Origin of the sequence: Nibrella viscosa, assembly GCF_039541875.1 — a bacterium.
GTDB lineage: Bacteria > Bacteroidota > Bacteroidia > Cytophagales > Spirosomataceae > Nibrella > Nibrella viscosa.
This window is the reverse complement of sequence record NZ_BAABHB010000004.1, coordinates 175,168-193,059: the sequence shown is the minus strand read 5'-3', so window position 1 is coordinate 193,059 and position 17,892 is coordinate 175,168. Positions and strand designations below refer to the sequence as shown.

Genomic DNA, 17,892 nt, shown 5'->3' with positions numbered 1-17,892 from the left:
ATAAACCAATCATTAAGCAAAAGTCCCTAAATTTTATACTTAAAAATTTCTGCTACTTTAAAAATAAGCGCAACGAATATAAAACTCTGAAATGTACCTCCCCAAGCTGTAAAAACATTAGACTCCATTAGAAGAGATGAGACAAAAATTTTAGGTAACCAAAGAAGTAAAGTAGGTTTATTTTCAGACTTTTTAAGGATATAATAGAAGACCCCACCAATTAAAACACCATATAATAATAGGAATAAAGTGCCCCAATAACCAAAATTTCCATAAGCTTCTCCAATAGGAGATATATCAAAATTATTCCCTTCAAATAGGGTCAATGAAGTAAATCTTTTTATATTAGCAAGACCGTTAGCTAACGGCTTATCAGTCCAAATAAAGCGAGGAATTACGGGGGCAACGAAATCGTTTAATATTTCACCGTTAGCAAAAGGGGCGTAGCTAGGTACATAAGCTAGTGTATGTCCAATATAAAACCCTTCGTTAAAGCGAACTAAAGCTGACAGAAAAAAACTTTCTTGAAATAATTTGTCAATATTATTAATACGATCAGATATTAACGTTAACATAAAACTCGCATTTCCTCCACCTCCAACTGAAACACTACGCCAGGCGTACAAGCGATATTCCAGTTTTATAGACTGAACTAGGATAGCTAAAAATAAGCCTAAACTTATGAATAGAATCTTAGTAGGCAGATAAACCTTTCTTTCATTTCCAGCCAGCATAAAAATCACAAAGAGCATTAGCCAATAAACTAACTCTCCAAACATACCAGCCTGAACAGTCTGGAAAAACAAATATATAATTACAAAAACTAGTACTACAAATTTGTACTTTGCTTTAGAAAAATATATATATAAACACCCTGTATACAGAAGGGACTTAAATAGAAATAAAATATTTTTAAAAACTTGTGGTACAAATGGTTCAAGAAATAGTGTCACTATTCCTAAACCTACCATCCATAAGCCGATATCTGGTTTGTCATTTAAATAAACCTTCAGATCACTGAAATAATGACCATGATTTTTTCCAGAAATAAGACTAAAATAAGCAAGACCAGCAAGTAATGAAATGGTAGCAGGTAAAACATAAGAAAAATAATCATCAGACTGGATGGGCATATATGAAGGCGCTATCTGATAAATTAATACTGGAGTCAATAAAACCTGTAGGCAGGCGATAGCACTTATGATTTCCATTATAACTATTCGCTTACTTAAATTTACGATAAGTACCATAAAAGCTAGCAATGAAATAGCAACAGAAGCTTCTTCAAAAATGCTAAGTGAATATAGCCCTTCAAGAATCAACATAATTATCGTGCCCCATATAAAATATTTAAAAGGCCTTTCCCATGTGCTCTCCATTTTGCTAATGTGATGTAACATTAAAAGTAATGGGTTTTCCAGTCAGATGAAAAGCCTGGAGCTAAACAAAGCATAAAATACTATATTTATTTATTAGTAGCTTTGTCCAGTATTAGATTCCTGAAGAAGCTTTCCAAGTCTTTACTTAGCGTTGACCAAGAGAACCGATCCAGCACTATTGTATTAACTTCTTGCTCTGGCTGTTGTAAGGCTCTAACTTCGTTGAGAGCCTCCTGCACTTCATGTTCATTATAACATACAAATAGTTTACCTTGGCAACTATCTGCCAATCCTACTGACTCGGATGACTCATATGAATATGCCAGCACTGGAAGCCCAAACGCTAGGATTTCAATAAGTTTATGATGAAATGTATTAGGACTCCCAATGTAACTAATTACATTAGAAGTCTGATAGAGCATAAATAAATCCGTATACGATAAAAAGTCGTATATACTTCTATTGAATTTTATGTTTAACTTATCTAATATAACACGGACACGCTCAGCATCAGCTCCTGCATAAATAAAAAATAATTGTTGATTATTTTTCCGTAAAGTGTCATAAGACCATCTGTCAATTGCTTGAAGTAAGTCTTTAAATTGGCAATTATCATATATACTACCAACCATCATTATTGTGAAAATTTCTCTACTTTTTTCCGCTCTATTTCCGCTGTATTGAGGCTTTTTAATCTCATTAGCGTCTAAACCACTATATAGCAGATAATATGGAATACCTCGAAACCAAGGCAAGCTGTGTTCAACCTGAAACATTGAATTAATTGTAATTCCGGCAGCACCTTTGAACTTTTTAGCTAATGAGTACGTAAATACCTTTACAAATCGCTGCCAAGGATCTTTTATGTCAAGTATGTATGGGATATTATATTGTCTAGCTACATTTCGGACGAGGAAAAGTGTATCTATATTCCCAAAAGTCCCCCAGCTTATATTGGCCGGAAAAGTTCTCTTCAAGTATGGAAAATAGCTTTCGACTTTTTCGCTCCAATCATAAAACAAACGGCCCTGCTTAAATAGGAAGCAATACAAAATGGCTATACGACGCAATAAGACTGGCGTATTAGCCTTCCGAATGAATGACAATAATTGACTTTTATTTGGGGCAACTGCCAACAGATATGGCTCCTGCCAATCATGTTGCTTAAGTTCCTCAACTACCACGCTATACGGTTTATTTTCGCCTTCATCTCTCAGTGTTTTGGTAATTAATACGACTCGGTTTCCCTGCATGGCCAGATGCTGAGCGAAATAGCTCATCCGTTTGGCGGAAATGTGCGGAAAATCAGGGTGACTATAGTTGAAAATGATAATATTCATTGAAATATGGAAATCTTTTGCCCAAATTGATGGCTCTTTACAAAGTACTTTTTCCAGACCTGTATAATAAACGGCTGCCAGACTACCCAACTGAGGCCACTTTCACCAGCGGCAATACGTGATAGAGCCGATTGCCACCAACCTGCATCCCATTGGTCACTCTGAGTAAACTCAGTGCTATGAAACAGATCCTGTGCCTGCTGCATCAGTTCCCCCTTAAACCATACTTCCTGTGGAGGCCGAAAACCTTGTTTATTCCATCGTGTCCGAATAGCTTCGTGTAAAATTCCTTTTGAACTCTCTCTCAGCAAACGCTTAGTCTGAACCCCACCCATCAAATATGAGGCAGGAAGTGAAAATACTAGTTCGGCTAAGCGATGGTCACAGAAGGGTAATCGAACTTCTCGTGAGTGCGCCATTGAATTTCGGTCTCCGTACCGCAGCAACGTAGTCAGAAATCGGCCAAAAGAATCCTGATGTAGCACTGCAGATAATGTTGACAAATCTGTTTTGCACTCGTATCCCGTTTGTCTGCTCATTTGATGGCTGGCATCCCGCTTCAGTCCATAAAGCAAACTATTACCTTTCCTGAAGTAGTTGGCGTACAGATAACGGGCAGTAAATGGCACCCGCTCACGCAGATTAACAAAAGTGGTAGGTAGGGCTGACGGGTAGCGTGCCTTAATAGCACCAATTTCCTCGTTGTAACGCCGGTATTCTCCCTGATCCTGGAGTGTTTGCAAGTAAAATCGAAAATACTGTTCATAGCCACCAAGCAGTTCGTCGGACCCCTGCCCATCCAGCAATACAGTAATATTGTGTTCTTTAGCAAGCCGGAATACACACCACTGCGCATACTGACTTGAACTATTTACTGGTAATTCGTTATACCAGATAAAATCGGCTAATTCAACGCTTAGCTTTTCGCTGGTTGGCTCGACTACGTGAGAAACAACATTTGTGTCATCAATTACTTGTTTGGCATATGGCCATTCATCAGCTTTTGTACCAGGAAAGATACCCGTAAATGTATGGTAAACAGTATCCGGTAATAATTGCTTTTTTACAATAGAAACAATGACACTAGAATCAAGTCCGCCCGAAAGGCATGAGCCAACCGGCACATCGCTTCGCATCCGAAGTCGCACCGAGTCGATGAGCAGATCCCGAAATTGTTCATTAGCCTCTGGCTCAGGTAAAAGAGAATAATCCGTATTTCTAGTTACAGTCCAATATGTCCAAATTTTTGTTTCAAAGCTCTTCAGATCCAACAACATAGCCTCTGAAGGTAGCAACTGCTGAATGCCACTAAAAACAGTTTGACGCTTACTGTCTAACCCCTTGCCGGCTACCACTGAACTCAATACCAGTTCCATCTCGTTAATATTTGCCCCAACTTCTGTTAGTTGCAGCATTGCTTTATATTCTGAGGCAAAAACAAGGTAATGTTGAGTTAGTGCATACAGAAATGGCTTTTCACCATAGCGATCACGAGCACAAAATAGTACCTGCGCTGTCCTGTCATATAAGGCAAACGCAAACATACCATTAAAATGCTGCAGGCAATCTGTACCCCACTGCTTATAGGCTTCGAGTATAACTTCAGTATCCGTATTACTGGCAAACTTGGCCCCGTAGTTTCGTAGCTCCTGTCGCAATTCTAGATAATTATATATCTCTCCATTAAAGGTTATAATGTAATTCCCTGACCGGTCACTCATCGGTTGTGTACCAGAATCGGACAAATCAAGAATAGACAGACGTCGATGCCCCAACGCCACAGTCATATCTTCACTGAACCAGTAACCCTTCCCATCAGGACCACGATGCACCATAGCATCAATCATCTGAAACAATGCATCAGAATTAATTTGCTGATGAGTAATGATACCGGCAATTCCGCACATGATCTCTAAACGTAATTATTTTGAAAGACCATTAAAAGGGCTTATAAAAAGAATAATCAGGCTCATAATTGCTCTTTTTACGTAACACAATAAGCCCAGAAGCAGTTTTAGTTTGATATACCCAATGATACCACGAAAATAGCAAACGAGGCTGCTTATACAACCTAAAAAGAAAATATCTCCAAATCTTCGCTCTATCCTTGTCATACAATCTATATTCATTTTCTACTTCATAATTACGGTGAGTCAGAATAAATCTTAAAACCTTTTGTTTAGCCAATCCATTCATATCATGAAATGCAACTATCCCACCCAGTCTTAAAATTTTATCAATAAAGAAAAAGTCAACCAAAGTATAATCAAACGTATGCCACCCATCAATAAAGGCAAAATCAAGCTTAATTGAATTATTTAATAATATATGGAACATTTCATGCGTTTTACCTTCTAATAGTTTAAAATTTTTATTATATCCTGCTTCATCTATAGACGCGAGTGCAGAACCGCACCAATCACTGTTTTGATTAGGATCTATAGCGTAATGAATACTACCACTACTATTCCGAATGGCTGCTGCGCATATAGCTAATGCAGACGCCCCACATGCCAGGCCGGTCTCTAAAGTAATTTGAGCGTTCAAATCAGTTATAATTTTCATTAATAGAATAGCCTCCTCCTCTGTTACGCCACTGTGAAATTTAAAATTTCTTCCGCTTATATCGCGTGTTTGACCAGTCTTGTACATGTTTTTTAGTACCTCTGGTAGCTCAGGCATGTTTAAAGCGCTATTCATAGTAAAAATGACGAAAATTTTCGAGGAGGATCAAATAAATTTTTCATTTAAGGTCAAAGTCTCCAAAGAGCATGCATATCTTGATCAATAATCCTTTAATCTCGTATACATATAAAATTCTCACCCCGTAAAAAGACCGAGAAGTTATACTTTGAAATAGCAGAAAAAAAAGATTTTGAACAACCTTTTCTTATAAAGTCATGCGTTTCAATCATAATAACTTTCGTATTAGGCAGCCACTTTTCGTATTTATCAGAGAATAGCTCTAGTTCAGACCCTTCTATATCAATCTTTAAAACATCAATCTCAGATTTATTGTACTGAGACATAATCTGGTTAATTGTTATTGCATTAACCGTATTTAAACTTTTTTCATTAACAGGGCGACAGTTAAAACCCCAATTACCGAAACTATTTTCATCTTCAACTTTCAATACTGTATTTGTATTCCAAATACCAGCTCTTATACAAAAAATTTCCGAATAAGAAGAAACATTCTTTATGAGCAAATTGAAGTTAGTAGCTTCTGGTTCTATAGCCACTATCTGCGCCTTTGGATATTTCGATTTGAAGAAGAGTGCTGATAGCCCAATATTTGCACCACAATCGACAATAAATTCTGGCTCGAAGCTTAGCGGGTAGTCATAACTTAACTCTACAAAAATTTGATTAAAGACCTCTATATCTGTTTTAGATCTACGTAGGAATATAGGAGAAACTAGCTTAGGTACCGTAATAATAGATATTCCAGACCTAAGGAATAAATTTTGACTTAAAATCTTTAAGCCATTAACCAAACCAAAACGTTTCATATATTTAATACTTTTCAATAGTTTATCCATATGAGTAAAATTACGTTTTTTTGACTATCCCCTTAGATAATATCTTATTTTTAATTTCACTAAATTTATTTTGCATTAAAGAAAACTCTGAATCTAGTAAAGCTATTTTACGGAATAGCCAAAGCCAGAATAGGGTAAACATAACCATGACTCCAAAACGTGAAACATAATCAATCGCATAGGTTAGTGCAAAGGTAGTAAACACCATAAAAAAAGAACTAATAAAAACCACCTTTATACGATTTTTATCTTTATAATTCTCAACTTGATTCTCCTTTCTAAATAAGATACCAAGCCCTATAATATATCCACTTGAAAAAGATATTAAATATCCTAATAATCCTAAGTACGGAATAAGTACTATTGCAGATATAATGCTTATACCAACACATAATACAGAAATAAAGCCAATAAAATTTGCGAGTCCACGAGCCACTAGGAATGCAGTATAAAATTGGTTAATAACTTGAACAAGTAGTATAACAAGTATAATACTTACGTAGACCTTGCTATCCATATATATTCTACCAAAGAGTAAAGTTGTTATTAAATCGTTAAAAGCAATCAGCCACATAACTATTAATACGATTATTGAGAACAGTACCCTAACCTTAAAAGATTTAAGCTTTTCATGGTCAACATGTGAAGCCGACTCTGACAGGAATGAGAAGGTGACCGGCTGTGTAGCAGCCACAAATACGTTTACAAATGAACCAATAGAAAGACCAATTCTAACAAAATTATACTCTTCAACTTTAATATATTGTGTTATTAAACTCAAGCATACTAAGCTATATAATGAACCACCAAAAGTACTCCCGCTGTATAAAATAAAACCTTCACGTAAAACTTCAGGTATTGCATGTATAGACTTCATCAGCGAAAATCGTATCGAAAACTTTTTAGCGATACGAGAAAACACTAAAAATGTTATAACAACATTTAACACAGTAGCTAATAATAATGCCTGTAAGCTACCAAGTAATTCAAATTTCAAAGCGCCTAAAGAAACAAAAATGGATACGACAAACGTACAAAGTACATTTCGAATACTAAAGGCCTTAAAGTCCTTCAATCCCATGATAGGAATTAAAGCAAATTGAGAGAGCCTACTCCCTAAGCTAATAAATAATATATAAATACTATAAACAGACCAATACTCTTTTAAATACAGGGGTGAATAATACTTTTTATGAAATAAATACACAGAAAAAGCAAGACAGTAAAATCCGAGAATTATCAGCCCGCCACCAAAGAAACGAGCACTAAGCTTTATAGATTCTTGCGGTGTTGCATTTGCAAAACTACGTTGTACTACTATGCTTGTCCCTAAATCAGCCATTTGTGATAGCGATTCAGCATATGAGTATGCCAAGTTATAAACGCCAAACCATTTAGGATTGAGAATACGCCCTAAAGCACTTAATGTAAGTAGATTTAACAACTTAGCTATTAGATTGCCACCTAGTACCCAAATACTGTTTGTAAAGTAGCTCTTTAGCATTGTATGCTCCTTTTCTTAGGTGCGTCCAACACCATTCTTATCAACTGCTCTGCTCGCTGGCTGTAGGTGTGATTCTTTAGAGTATGCTCTAAACCAAACCGACGAATTTCATTCGCATCTGCTTGAGAAGTTATTATCCTTTCAATTCTACCTAACAAATCGTCTGTTCCCCTATAATAATATACATGCTTGTTATTCTGATAGTTATCCTCCATTTCTGGGCATTGACTGACAAGTTGCAAGCCGCTGGCTATTGGTACTTCAAAAAATCGCATGTTTGCAGCCGGAAAACAGGTATCATCGATAACGTTTAGATTGATCCGGCTACTGTTCAGAAAGGCTGCATAGTCGCGTCCCCGCACCGGTTTATGCTGGATATATGCGCGTAAGAGACTTGTCCGGTTACGCTGCCAGTCAGTTCCCCGAACCGCAATCCGTAGCGTTGGAAAGTGCTGAGCAATAGTGGCTAATGTACGCTCACGCTCAGGACGCCAGGCACCCAAAAACGTGAGATCATAAGCGAAGGAGGATGGAACAACATCAAAACAATGAATTTCAACATCGGCGGCCAGAGGTATCCATTGTACATTTCGAAAACCTAACTGCTCAAAAATTGGCACCGAGGCCCGGCAGTAAGTAGCTACCCCATCATATAGTGAAGCCGCTTCGCTTACATGGGCTTGAAGATTTGTTAGCGGATCAGGCCAAACTAGAAAAAATCTGGTTGGAACGATTGAACGTACAAACGCTATGGTGCTGAACAATACTGGCGAATTACAAAAACTTAAAACAAGGTCAGGATGATTCTCTTTAATATCCAACGCCAACTCCCGATTCATTTTCCGCTGCCAGGAATCAACAGGAACAAAACGATGAAAAAGTGATCCCAAACGGGCATAAGGTATGTAGGGCCGTACCCTGGCTACAGGGTCAAAAATGATCACCTCCAAGCCCATCTTCTGAAATGCTCTCCGATATGAGGCCTCTAAAGCATACTCGTTGCTATTTCCAATGATGTAAACTTTCATATCAGCATGGAAGTAACTTTTCTTTTAGCTTCTGTATAATTACCTCGTAGCTATAAGTTTGTATCTTTAACTGCGAACACATACCCATTTCACGGATCTTCTCGGTTGATAAGTACAGGAACTGCTGCAAAGTATTTGTGAGCTCCGCTATATCTCCACAGGAGTAACTAAATCCGTTTTCAGCTTCACTAAGCAGATCATCGGCACACCCGACCTGACTTGAGAGCACTAAGGGCAAAGCAAAATTCATTGCTTCATTGGTTGAAAGCCCCCAGGTCTCACGTTCGTCGGAGCACATAACATAAAGGTCGGCAACAGCGTAATACTCTGCAACTTTAGATTGGTTAACAAAGCCAGTAAGAAAAACATCTGTAAGTTGATGCACTCTGATGTACTGCTCCATCACAGGTCTTAGCTCCCCCTCACCCATTAAGACCAGTGCAACATCTGACCGGTTAAGAGCTTTGAAAGCTCTAAGTAAATCTAGTGGGCGTTTCTTCTGAACATATTTTCCTGAATACAGGATTATGCGTTTAGAAGTGGGCAGACCTAATTGCTCTTTTAAGATTACTGTATTGCGACTTAACTCGGTATACTGCCTGAGAAACCGCTGATTATCGACAGCATAAGGGGTAAAAATCAATTTATCAGCCGGCACTCCATACCACTCATAAAATGCTCTGTTCTGAGAACCTATATACAAAAAATGGTGTACGAAACGGAACAAACACTGTTTAAGCAACACCTTACGTATCCACAACAAAGCTCTATTTTTTATTCTTTCCAGATTAAGTGGACTTTCAGCTCGCAAGCAAATTGTATGCCCTAGTATGCATCCAATCACAATAGTTAGCCAGTTAATTGCATAAGCCCATCCATGAACAAGAACAATTCCTTTAGGTAGCTTTCGTAACTTTTGTAAAACAGAGAAATTAAGCAGCCCCCAAAAAGAATAAATTGAAGGTTTAAGAGCCATGTTGGGCAGAAATTCGTAGTCATACCCATCTAGGAGAGGAATGTCCCATTGGATACCAGTTTTGAATTGTTGATCGATTTCCCCATTAAAGCCATGCTTGGAGCAGTAATAAACTTTGAGCTGAATAGTCTCTTCTTCAGCCATCTGCCGGTACAGTGGAGCAAAGTACTGTATTGGATGACTATTTAAAACAACTATATTCAATTTCTCCATTCTCTTCCGTTTAGTTGTTTTTAACAATTCTCTGTCACAATCCAACAAAGCTTCTTATTCGGACTAACCAAGGCTTTTTCTTTCTAATTGGCAACTCTGATTCTTCATGGTATTCATTTCGGCTGGAATAAGCATACCCATAACCATACTCAGAGCCATACCCATAATTGTATTCGTACTCTTTACTAGCAACAATTCCATTAATGAGCAATGCCAGGTTGATAAAACGCTTATCCTGATATAAAGAAGATATATTTTTCAAATAGGCTTTAGGTGTAAATAGATGTCTTACTATATAAATAGTCAAAGTAGCATAACGGGCAAGTACTTGAGCATCACTGACTAAACCGATAGGGGGTGTATCGGCAATGATAAAATCAAAACTCTCCTGTAAGTCACTCAAAAGTTTCTTCATCCGCTCACTGGCAAATAGTTCAGATGGATTAGGGGGTAAAGGACCACAGGGAATAAAAAAGTAGTTAGGATACCCTTCTATAGGTTTGATAATTTCATCAAGGGTAGCGTTACCAACTAAATATGTTGATAAGCCTTTTGTGCTTTTTATTGAGAGATATTTGTGGAGCTTTGGTCTACGCATGTCCAGCTCCAACAACACAACTTGTCGATCTGTAATTGCCAAACTAGCTCCCAGATTAAGAGAAATAAATGATTTCCCCTCGCCACTAATACTTGAGGTTACCAATATTGTCTGACACGTGGTCTCTTCAGTACTAAAAAATTGAATATTGGTTCTTAGCGCTCGAATTTGCTCCGACAGTACAGAGCGGCTACGAGGACTAATTTCAAGGGGTGATTTTATGACTGCCTGAATTACCTCACCGATTATAGGCATCCGAGTTGTTTCCTCTATCTGACTTTTACGACTAACTTTATTGTTAAAGAAATCAAGCAGCCAAAATATTATTGTTGGCAATAATAAGCCAATGAAAAATCCAAACAATTGAGCAGTGCGCCTGACAGGTTTAATGGGCGTAAGATCAGCTATAGGCGGGTCAATAACCCTCAGGTTTGAAACAGCAGATGCATAAGACAGCGCCGTTTCTTCCCTTTTTTGAAGTAAGTATGTATATAAGTTACCTTTTATGCTTTGTTGGCGGGATATATCCAAAAGAGCCCGCTCTTTTGCAGGTACTGAACGAATAGCTGACTCAAGTTTTCTATTTGAAGCAACTAGCTTTTCCTGCGTACTACTAAAGATCTTGCGTAGGGACTGGATATTATCGGCGATGTTTATTTTCGTTGCCTGAATCTGGTTATCCAGTACCTCAACAGCTGTGCTGGTTTCGGGCAGTGTTTTACTTATCTTTTCTCTTTGAAGCTCTAATTCATTTGCTTGCCTTATAAGATTAAGCATGGTAGGGTCTTCTATACCAACAGTAGCGGGAACCAGACTTCCCTGCCTTTGTTTACTCTGCACATATTTTTCCAGCTCCCGCAAAGCTCCTAATTGAATATTCACCTGGTTTAACTGAGTATCTGTTTCTTTTGCCTTTGTCAAGAAGAATTCCGACTCAGTGCTAAGATCAATGATACCGGATACTGTCTTGAAGTTCTGGATTGTTTGCTCTACTCTTGTTAAGTCACGGGCAATAATCTTCAGGCGGTCGTCAATAAACTTTAATGTGTTTGCAGCCACTTTATTTTTATCTTCTAAAGAAGCCAACTCATAAAAGTAGATAAGCCGGTCCAAATAGGCTACTCCTTTATCGGGTACAGAGCTTTCAACAATTAAGTTTAAGACGGAAGAAGAAAGTAAAGGTTGCCTAACCTTCAGACTGCCAGCATAAGATTGAACTGCATCCTCCGTTGATAATAAGTTTATCTGAACAGCAGAATAAATAGGTTTTTCTGGTTTTACTACTATTTGAAAGTGACCATAAGGAGTATCGATAATTTCGCTTACAGGATATTGCTTATCATCTATACTGACAAACTTCTGGCTCAGAACTCGTACCTCAAAAGGGCTTTTATAGGGGCCGTTAATCTTCTTGACAATTATTGGTGAATCACGATAAACCTCCTGCTCCCGAACTTTTCCTTTAATAATATATTTAATATCTAATCCTAAGTCACTCACAACTTTACCAGCCAAGGATTTCGATCTAAAAATTTCAATTTCATTTTCGACTACCTTTCTTGGCGAAAACATATTAAGTTCTTCCAGTATATTTTGTTTATCAGTTGTAGTTTGATCATCTTTCACTAAAACACTAGCCTGAATTTGATAAATCGGGTTTTTAAGTTGCAAATAAATATAAGATATTGTCAGCCCTAAAGCAACTGAAATAACAAACCAGTACCAGTTTTTATAATAACGAGTTAATAAAAATTTATAGTACTCCTTTGTGGCTTCGTTTCCAAAATTAGGAGCTGGTGATGTATCCATATAAATTTTTTCTGGTTGTTCATTAAAAATATGAATACGTCATTCACCTTAGAAGGTTAACCACTAAAAAAGTTATAAGTGACATACCACTTAAAATAGTGGGCACCCATGGAAAAAGCTTTCCAGCTAATAATTTCTTTGATCTAAGAGGCTCAACATAAATAATGTCATTTGGTTTTAGAAAATAATAAGGGGATTGAAATAAGCTTCTATCATTTAAATTTAAAACACCAAACTCACGTTTACCGCTAATTTCGCGTACAACTAATACATTATCTCTTTTTCCATAAATGGTTAAATCCCCTGCCATACTTATTACCTCAGGCACCGTTATTCTTTCCTTATGAATACTTAGTACAGCAGGTTTAGAAACCTCTCCTAAAACAGTAACTTGAAAATTCAATACACGCACTGTTACAAACGGGTTATTAATGTGCTTTTTCAGCTTCTCCTTTAATGCTTCAGCGGCTTGCCTTGTAGTGAGGTTAAGGAAGTTTACTTTACCAATTAGAGGGAATTCAATGTTTCCTTCCTCGTCAAGCTGGTAACCCGTTATTTCCTTAAGTTCAGAATTACCGCTTTTGCCAGTCGTCAAAAATGGATTGAAGACAACATCGGCTTCATTGTTCATACTTGATACTACAATCCCCACTTCTGTTCCAGGTAGAAGTTGAAATGGTGAAGCCTTCACTACTTCTGTTTGTGTAGTATCCAATTGATTTAATGTCTGAAAATAAGTAATTGGATCTCTCTTCCTTGCTTTATGTTGCTTCTGTGCCTCACTGTGATTAACAGAAAAAAACACAAGCATCATTAAAATATACATTTGCTGGTTTATCGATTGCGTCATGTTGAGAGCTCTATTTGCCTAAATACATAAGGTGGTATAGACTATCCGGTACAGATTTAATTGTTGAGACATTTTGTTTAATTTCATTAAAATCGAAAATCGTTGATTAATAAAATCCTATTTGCCACTGCTAGTACAAATCACTATAAGCAGTTGCTCCGATTCCTGGCGAAGCAGGGTATTAACTGGTCACACTTAGGCACCATTGATCTCGGTGTTGATGCAAAAGCTTGTTAGTCCTTTATAGATTTGCCATTTTGAAGTTTTGATCGCTCTTGTGTTATCTTTAATACCTAGTATTAGTACGTTGCTGCCTTGTTTATGGATGTCTTGAGGCTAGATTTTCTTAACTAGGACATAGCCACGTTCATTGTCATATGGCTTTTCACCTGCCGTTCCGGTAGAATTACCTTATGATAACTTCAGGGCCCAGTGAATAAAACTGGCTACCGGCGGCTTTCTGCAATCTCATGTTACCATTACCCATTTTAGAGAATCCAATTTCAAGATAGATTCGTTGCCAAACGAAAAATTGGCAATACACTTATCATTCTGGGTGGGTTTGGCAGTCTTGGTTACTTTTTGATTGAATGCGGCACAGTTGGTTACAGCCTTACTCTCATTTGTCTGGTTACCAAAACTAATAGTCGGGTATGTACCGCCAAACTTCAGTGTCAACGGCGGACCTACATAAATATACCTGACTGTACTAGGTCGATTTTTGTCAGTAGAAGTGTTCACAATGGTAAATAGGCAAGTTACAGACTGTCTGCCAGATATAGCAGTCTACAAAGCTAGTAATTAGAAGTTAAAGTACAACCACTACTCTACCAATTTGATATACGATTAAAGTTATATGACGGTAACGTGTATGTAAGGAAATATTCTTTACTTTCGTCGTATCACTTGTCACCTGAAAGCGCTGCGTTTATGAAAAAACTATACCTGTTGCTCTTCATGAGTACTACCCTGTTCGGTCTCTGGACCGACTGCTTTGCTCAGCGAAAGCCCCAATCCTATCAGACCAAGAAAAAAGAAGAAGATCCGCCGGCCAGTGTTACCCTCCGGGGAGGTGCCACCGTTATGTTTGGCGATCTGAACGAACAGGCCCGCGACTGGAGTTACGGGATGGACATAAAAGTGCCTATCACCAGGGCTATTGCCGGTGTCATGATTTTTGACAAGGGCTTTATGCAGGCGCAGGAAAGTACCTTTTATATTTCGAAAGCGAAATGCCAGTTTGCTCAACTGGCGCTGGGGGGCTCTGTTGATCTCCTACGGGTTTTCAAGATAGAAGGTACTCACTCCGTGCTTGACTTTACCACCGGGGCCGGCCTCATCTTTTTTCATACGAAAGCCTACGACCTGGTAACCGGCAATCTTCAACGGTTTACCAGCGACGAGACCAGTCATCACTCACCGGATGGATATAAAATTAAAAGCCCGCCAGGCATTCGGTACACCCGTGAGCTGGTTATTCCTCTCGGCTTATCGTTCAGCAAAGCCGTTAGCGAACAGGTGAGTGTGTATGGAGGGGTTCGCCTGAACCTGGTGCGTACCGATAAGCTGGATGCTACCGTGGATGGAGATAATAGTGTTCGGATTAACAATGTGGGCGGAGATATTTATAAGAATAAGTACGAAACCAATACCAATGATAAGTGGGTGCTGATTTCGGCCGGTCTGACCTATTTCTTCCGCTAAGTCTGCTCTCCCGATCCTGAAAAGCCTTGCAGCGATGTGAGGCTTTTTTAATTGACGACGGTTTACAGAAAACTCACCTGCAAAAAAAGCCCCGCAGTACTGCGGGGCTTCGTTGATTGACAGTTGCCTGGTTACGGCACCAGCCTTAATTCAACGCGTCGGTTTTTGGTCAGACCCGGACGGCTGGTGTCGCCGATGGGTTTGAAGGAGCCGAAGTAGTCGACCACGATGCGGCTGGGATCGTTCAGACCGGCGCGAATCAGGTACTGCCGTACGGCTTCGACCCGGCGACGCGACAATGCGATGTTGTAGCGGTCAGACGCCCGGCGGTCGGCATGACCGGCCAGTTGCAGGCGGCACTGGGTCTTGTTCATCAGCTCAACTACCTTGTTCAGCATGTCGTAGAACTCCGGCTTGATAATATTCTTGTCGGTATCGAACTGCACGTTGGTAAAGATTTCCGCGCAGGCTACACCCGGCAGCGCGGCACTTACGTACTTGTCGAAGTCGATGGCTTCACCGGAACCAGACACGATGCTTCCGGCAGGGGTATTGGGCTGCCGGTCGAAGTAGTCAGACACGCCATCGTTATCGGAGTCGGTCAGCAGGCGCGGGTCAATATCTTTAGGCCGGTTGGCTTTCGCAACCGAATCGATCTGTTCCAGCGTCAGGATAACCGGCGGCTTGATGAGTGATTTCGGATCGGTCCAGCGCAGGTGGTAGGTACCCAGTGTGGTATCATATTCGTACTTGCCGTTGACCTTCTGCACCCGGATGGCCCGTTTTCCCAGCTTATACGTCAGCATCGCAGCTACATAGCCGTATCCATCGAGGTTAGAGTTACCCCGCTTGATCTCGGTGGCGGTCAGGCTACCGCGGGAACCCGATGCATCGAATACGCTGGACGAATTGCCGCCGATGGTGGCATCCAGTTGCTCGGATCCGGTTTTGTTGTAGCGGACATCCAGCCCCAGGTCGAAGCGGGGGCTCAGTTCGTAGTGAATCCCCAGGCCGATAGGAATCGATAGCGTATTGCGGTATGAGGCATCCCGCACCACGCCGTCGCCGGGATTTCCGGTATAGCGCCGGACGCGGCCGGTACCCAGTTCGTACGCCGTCGACTTAAACGTCAGCAGGCCTACGCCGGTATAGGCATCGATTTTCCAGTGTTTCATTTTGTTGACCCCAAAGAGCAGGCTTTTCAGGTTCACGCTACCGGTGAGGTCGGCCTGAATATATTCGCCCCGGAAATACGAGAAGTACTGACGGCGTTTCATGCCGCGCAGCGTACCGTAGCTTCCGCCCAGTTGCAGGCCAAAGAGGTGCGACAACTGCTTGCCCAGGGCCAGGCCGATGAAATAGCTGCCCCGTTCGCTGGCGCTGTCGAAATTATTCAAGCCTACCGGATAGTAATCATATTCTCTCAGGTCGCCGTAGAACTGCGTCGGCCCACCGTGGATGGACAGCGACCAGGTGTTCATTTTTGTCGGACCTTCGTAAGATGCTTTCGGGTTATATTGTGCATACGCCCCTGCCGAAATCAGAGTACCCAATCCCAATGCCTTTACCAGAAGGGATACTTTTTTCATGTGTCTCAGGTTATTGTTTAACAGATACATCGAACATCAAGTGTGAAAAGAACTGGACCGGAGGTAGCCATAATCCGGTATAAGTACCGCTTATTTAGCCGTTTGGCGCAAAACTATGTATTTTCGTTAAGTTTACAAACAAGATTACAGATCCAATGTTTTGCCCAAATTATGAATTCTTTGTGACAGCGCAATGAACATATGCCGATTTTATAGTCGCTTCATCACGCGCGCGATCATTTCATTTTTCCACGATACATAATCGCCGGCGGCAATATGCTGCCGGGCTTCCCGAACGAGCCACAGGTAAAACGTCAGATTATGCAGACTGGCAATCTGTGCTCCCAGTATTTCTTCTGACCGGATCAGGTGCCGCAGATACGCCCTGGAATAGTGGGTACTGGCATACCCGCCCACGCCGGCGTCGATGGGACTGAAGTCATTGCGCCATTTTTCATTCTTTATATTGATGATACCTTCGGTGGTAAACAGAATACCGTGCCGGGCATTGCGGGTAGGCATAACGCAGTCGAACATATCTACCCCCAGCGCAATGGCTTCCAGGATGTTGGCCGGTGTACCCACCCCCATCAGGTAACGGGGCCGGTTGGTGGGCAGGATCTCGTTCACGATGCCGATCATCTCGTACATCTGCTCGGCGGGTTCGCCTACCGCCAGGCCTCCGATGGCGTTGCCCGCCCGCTCGTGACTCGCCACCACCTCCGCCGACCGGCGTCGCAGATCTGTATACGTACTACCCTGTACGATAGGGAACAGCTCCTGCCGGTAGCCATAGTGCCCTTCCGTTTCGTCGAATCGCGTTATGCAGCGCTGCAGCCAGCGGTGGGTCATGTCCATCGACCGGCGGGCGTAATCATACTCGCAGGGGTAGGGCGTACACTCGTCGAAGGCCATGATAATGTCGGCCCCGATGGTTCGCTGAATATCCATCACACCTTCCGGGGTAAAGATGTGCGGAGAGCCGTCGATATGCGATTTAAAGGTAACGCCTTCCTCCTTGATCTTCCGCGTGTTCGAGAGCGAATACACCTGGTAGCCGCCACTATCGGTCAGAATGGGCCGCTGCCAGCCGTTAAAGCGGTGCAGCCCGCCGGCCTGCCCCAGAATGTCGAGACCGGGGCGCAGGTACAGGTGGTAGGTATTGCCGAGGATAATTTCCGCGTTGATGTCGTGTTCCAGTTCGCGCTGGTGAACGGCCTTAACGGTTCCGGCCGTGCCCACCGGCATAAAAATAGGGGTCTGTACAGGACCATGATCGGTAGTCAGCGTACCCGTGCGGGCCTGCGACTGCGGATCGGTCTGATGGATGGTAAACGTCATAAGGGCAAAGTTACGGCAT

At 40.9% G+C, this 17,892-nt stretch carries 13 protein-coding genes; 1 reads left to right on the top strand and 12 read right to left on the bottom strand.

What is annotated here, in order from left to right; genetic code table 11:
- Positions 1–26: 26 nt before the first annotated feature.
- The 10 genes from ABD931_RS12550 to ABD931_RS12505 all read right to left on the bottom strand — a co-directional run bounded on the left by ABD931_RS12550 (position 27) and on the right by ABD931_RS12505 (position 13,239).
- Positions 27–1,325, bottom strand: coding sequence for a hypothetical protein (locus ABD931_RS12550; protein ID WP_345267562.1), 1,299 nt, complete (start codon positions 1,323–1,325; stop codon positions 27–29).
- 140 nt (positions 1,326–1,465) lie between these two features.
- Positions 1,466–2,719 carry a glycosyltransferase gene (locus tag ABD931_RS12545; protein WP_345267560.1) on the bottom strand — a complete coding sequence of 418 codons (1,254 nt, stop codon included), beginning with the start codon at positions 2,717–2,719 and terminating at the stop codon, positions 1,466–1,468.
- Positions 2,716–4,626, bottom strand: a complete 1,911-nt coding sequence (gene asnB / locus ABD931_RS12540; RefSeq protein WP_345267558.1) for an asparagine synthase (glutamine-hydrolyzing) — start codon at positions 4,624–4,626, stop codon at positions 2,716–2,718. The genes ABD931_RS12545 and asnB overlap by 4 nt, the downstream gene beginning before the upstream one ends.
- Positions 4,627–4,657: 31 nt before the next feature.
- Positions 4,658–5,419, bottom strand: coding sequence for a class I SAM-dependent methyltransferase (locus ABD931_RS12535; protein WP_345267556.1), 762 nt, complete (start codon positions 5,417–5,419; stop codon positions 4,658–4,660).
- A gap of 95 nt (positions 5,420–5,514) precedes the next feature.
- A complete protein-coding gene (locus ABD931_RS12530) occupies positions 5,515–6,261 on the bottom strand; it encodes an FkbM family methyltransferase (protein ID WP_345267554.1) in 747 nt (248 codons plus the stop codon).
- A gap of 10 nt (positions 6,262–6,271) precedes the next feature.
- On the bottom strand, positions 6,272–7,765 hold the full coding sequence (locus ABD931_RS12525; RefSeq protein ID WP_345267552.1) for a lipopolysaccharide biosynthesis protein: 1,494 nt from the start codon (positions 7,763–7,765) through the stop codon (positions 6,272–6,274).
- Positions 7,759–8,793, bottom strand: a complete 1,035-nt coding sequence (locus tag ABD931_RS12520) for a CgeB family protein (protein WP_345267550.1) — start codon at positions 8,791–8,793, stop codon at positions 7,759–7,761. Before ABD931_RS12520 ends, ABD931_RS12525 begins: the two co-directional genes overlap by 7 nt.
- 1 nt (position 8,794) lies before the next feature.
- Complete coding sequence (locus ABD931_RS12515) at positions 8,795–9,982, bottom strand: glycosyltransferase family 4 protein (RefSeq protein WP_345267548.1); 1,188 nt, start codon at positions 9,980–9,982, stop codon at positions 8,795–8,797.
- A 34-nt stretch (positions 9,983–10,016) separates the two neighbouring features.
- Complete coding sequence (locus ABD931_RS12510; RefSeq protein WP_345267545.1) at positions 10,017–12,389, bottom strand: GumC family protein; 2,373 nt, start codon at positions 12,387–12,389, stop codon at positions 10,017–10,019.
- A gap of 43 nt (positions 12,390–12,432) precedes the next feature.
- Complete coding sequence (locus ABD931_RS12505) at positions 12,433–13,239, bottom strand: polysaccharide biosynthesis/export family protein (RefSeq protein ID WP_345267543.1); 807 nt, start codon at positions 13,237–13,239, stop codon at positions 12,433–12,435.
- Between the two features lie 930 nt (positions 13,240–14,169).
- Here ABD931_RS12505 and ABD931_RS12500 point away from each other — a divergent pair.
- Entirely contained in the window at positions 14,170–14,943 is a 774-nt protein-coding gene (locus ABD931_RS12500) for a hypothetical protein (protein WP_345267541.1), read from the top strand.
- Positions 14,944–15,074: 131 nt separating this feature from the next.
- Here the strand turns inward: ABD931_RS12500 and ABD931_RS12495 are convergent, their stop codons facing one another.
- Both ABD931_RS12495 and tgt read right to left on the bottom strand, forming a co-directional pair.
- Positions 15,075–16,532 carry an OmpA family protein gene (locus ABD931_RS12495; RefSeq protein ID WP_345267539.1) on the bottom strand — a complete coding sequence of 486 codons (1,458 nt, stop codon included), beginning with the start codon at positions 16,530–16,532 and terminating at the stop codon, positions 15,075–15,077.
- 210 nt (positions 16,533–16,742) lie between these two features.
- Positions 16,743–17,873 carry a tRNA guanosine(34) transglycosylase Tgt gene (gene tgt, locus ABD931_RS12490; protein ID WP_345267537.1) on the bottom strand — a complete coding sequence of 377 codons (1,131 nt, stop codon included), beginning with the start codon at positions 17,871–17,873 and terminating at the stop codon, positions 16,743–16,745.
- Positions 17,874–17,892 lie beyond the last annotated feature (19 nt).

Excerpts from the sequence above, each read along its gene's own strand:
- ABD931_RS12525 (WP_345267552.1), bottom strand. The coding sequence starts at position 7,765 with ATGCTAAAGAGCTACTTTACAAACAGTATTTGGGTACTAGGTGGCAAT.
- ABD931_RS12530 (WP_345267554.1), bottom strand. The coding sequence starts at position 6,261 with ATGGATAAACTATTGAAAAGTATTAAATATATGAAACGTTTTGGTTTG.
- ABD931_RS12545 (WP_345267560.1), bottom strand. The coding sequence starts at position 2,719 with ATGAATATTATCATTTTCAACTATAGTCACCCTGATTTTCCGCACATT.
- ABD931_RS12550 (WP_345267562.1), bottom strand. The coding sequence starts at position 1,325 with ATGTTGATTCTTGAAGGGCTATATTCACTTAGCATTTTTGAAGAAGCT.
- ABD931_RS12515 (WP_345267548.1), bottom strand. The coding sequence starts at position 9,982 with ATGGAGAAATTGAATATAGTTGTTTTAAATAGTCATCCAATACAGTAC.
- asnB (WP_345267558.1), bottom strand. The coding sequence starts at position 4,626 with ATGTGCGGAATTGCCGGTATCATTACTCATCAGCAAATTAATTCTGAT.
- ABD931_RS12505 (WP_345267543.1), bottom strand. The coding sequence starts at position 13,239 with ATGACGCAATCGATAAACCAGCAAATGTATATTTTAATGATGCTTGTG.
- tgt (WP_345267537.1), bottom strand. The coding sequence starts at position 17,873 with ATGACGTTTACCATCCATCAGACCGATCCGCAGTCGCAGGCCCGCACG.
- ABD931_RS12510 (WP_345267545.1), bottom strand. The coding sequence starts at position 12,389 with ATGGATACATCACCAGCTCCTAATTTTGGAAACGAAGCCACAAAGGAG.
- ABD931_RS12520 (WP_345267550.1), bottom strand. The coding sequence starts at position 8,793 with ATGAAAGTTTACATCATTGGAAATAGCAACGAGTATGCTTTAGAGGCC.
- ABD931_RS12495 (WP_345267539.1), bottom strand. The coding sequence starts at position 16,532 with ATGAAAAAAGTATCCCTTCTGGTAAAGGCATTGGGATTGGGTACTCTG.
- ABD931_RS12500 (WP_345267541.1), top strand. The coding sequence starts at position 14,170 with ATGAAAAAACTATACCTGTTGCTCTTCATGAGTACTACCCTGTTCGGT.
- ABD931_RS12535 (WP_345267556.1), bottom strand. The coding sequence starts at position 5,419 with ATGAATAGCGCTTTAAACATGCCTGAGCTACCAGAGGTACTAAAAAAC.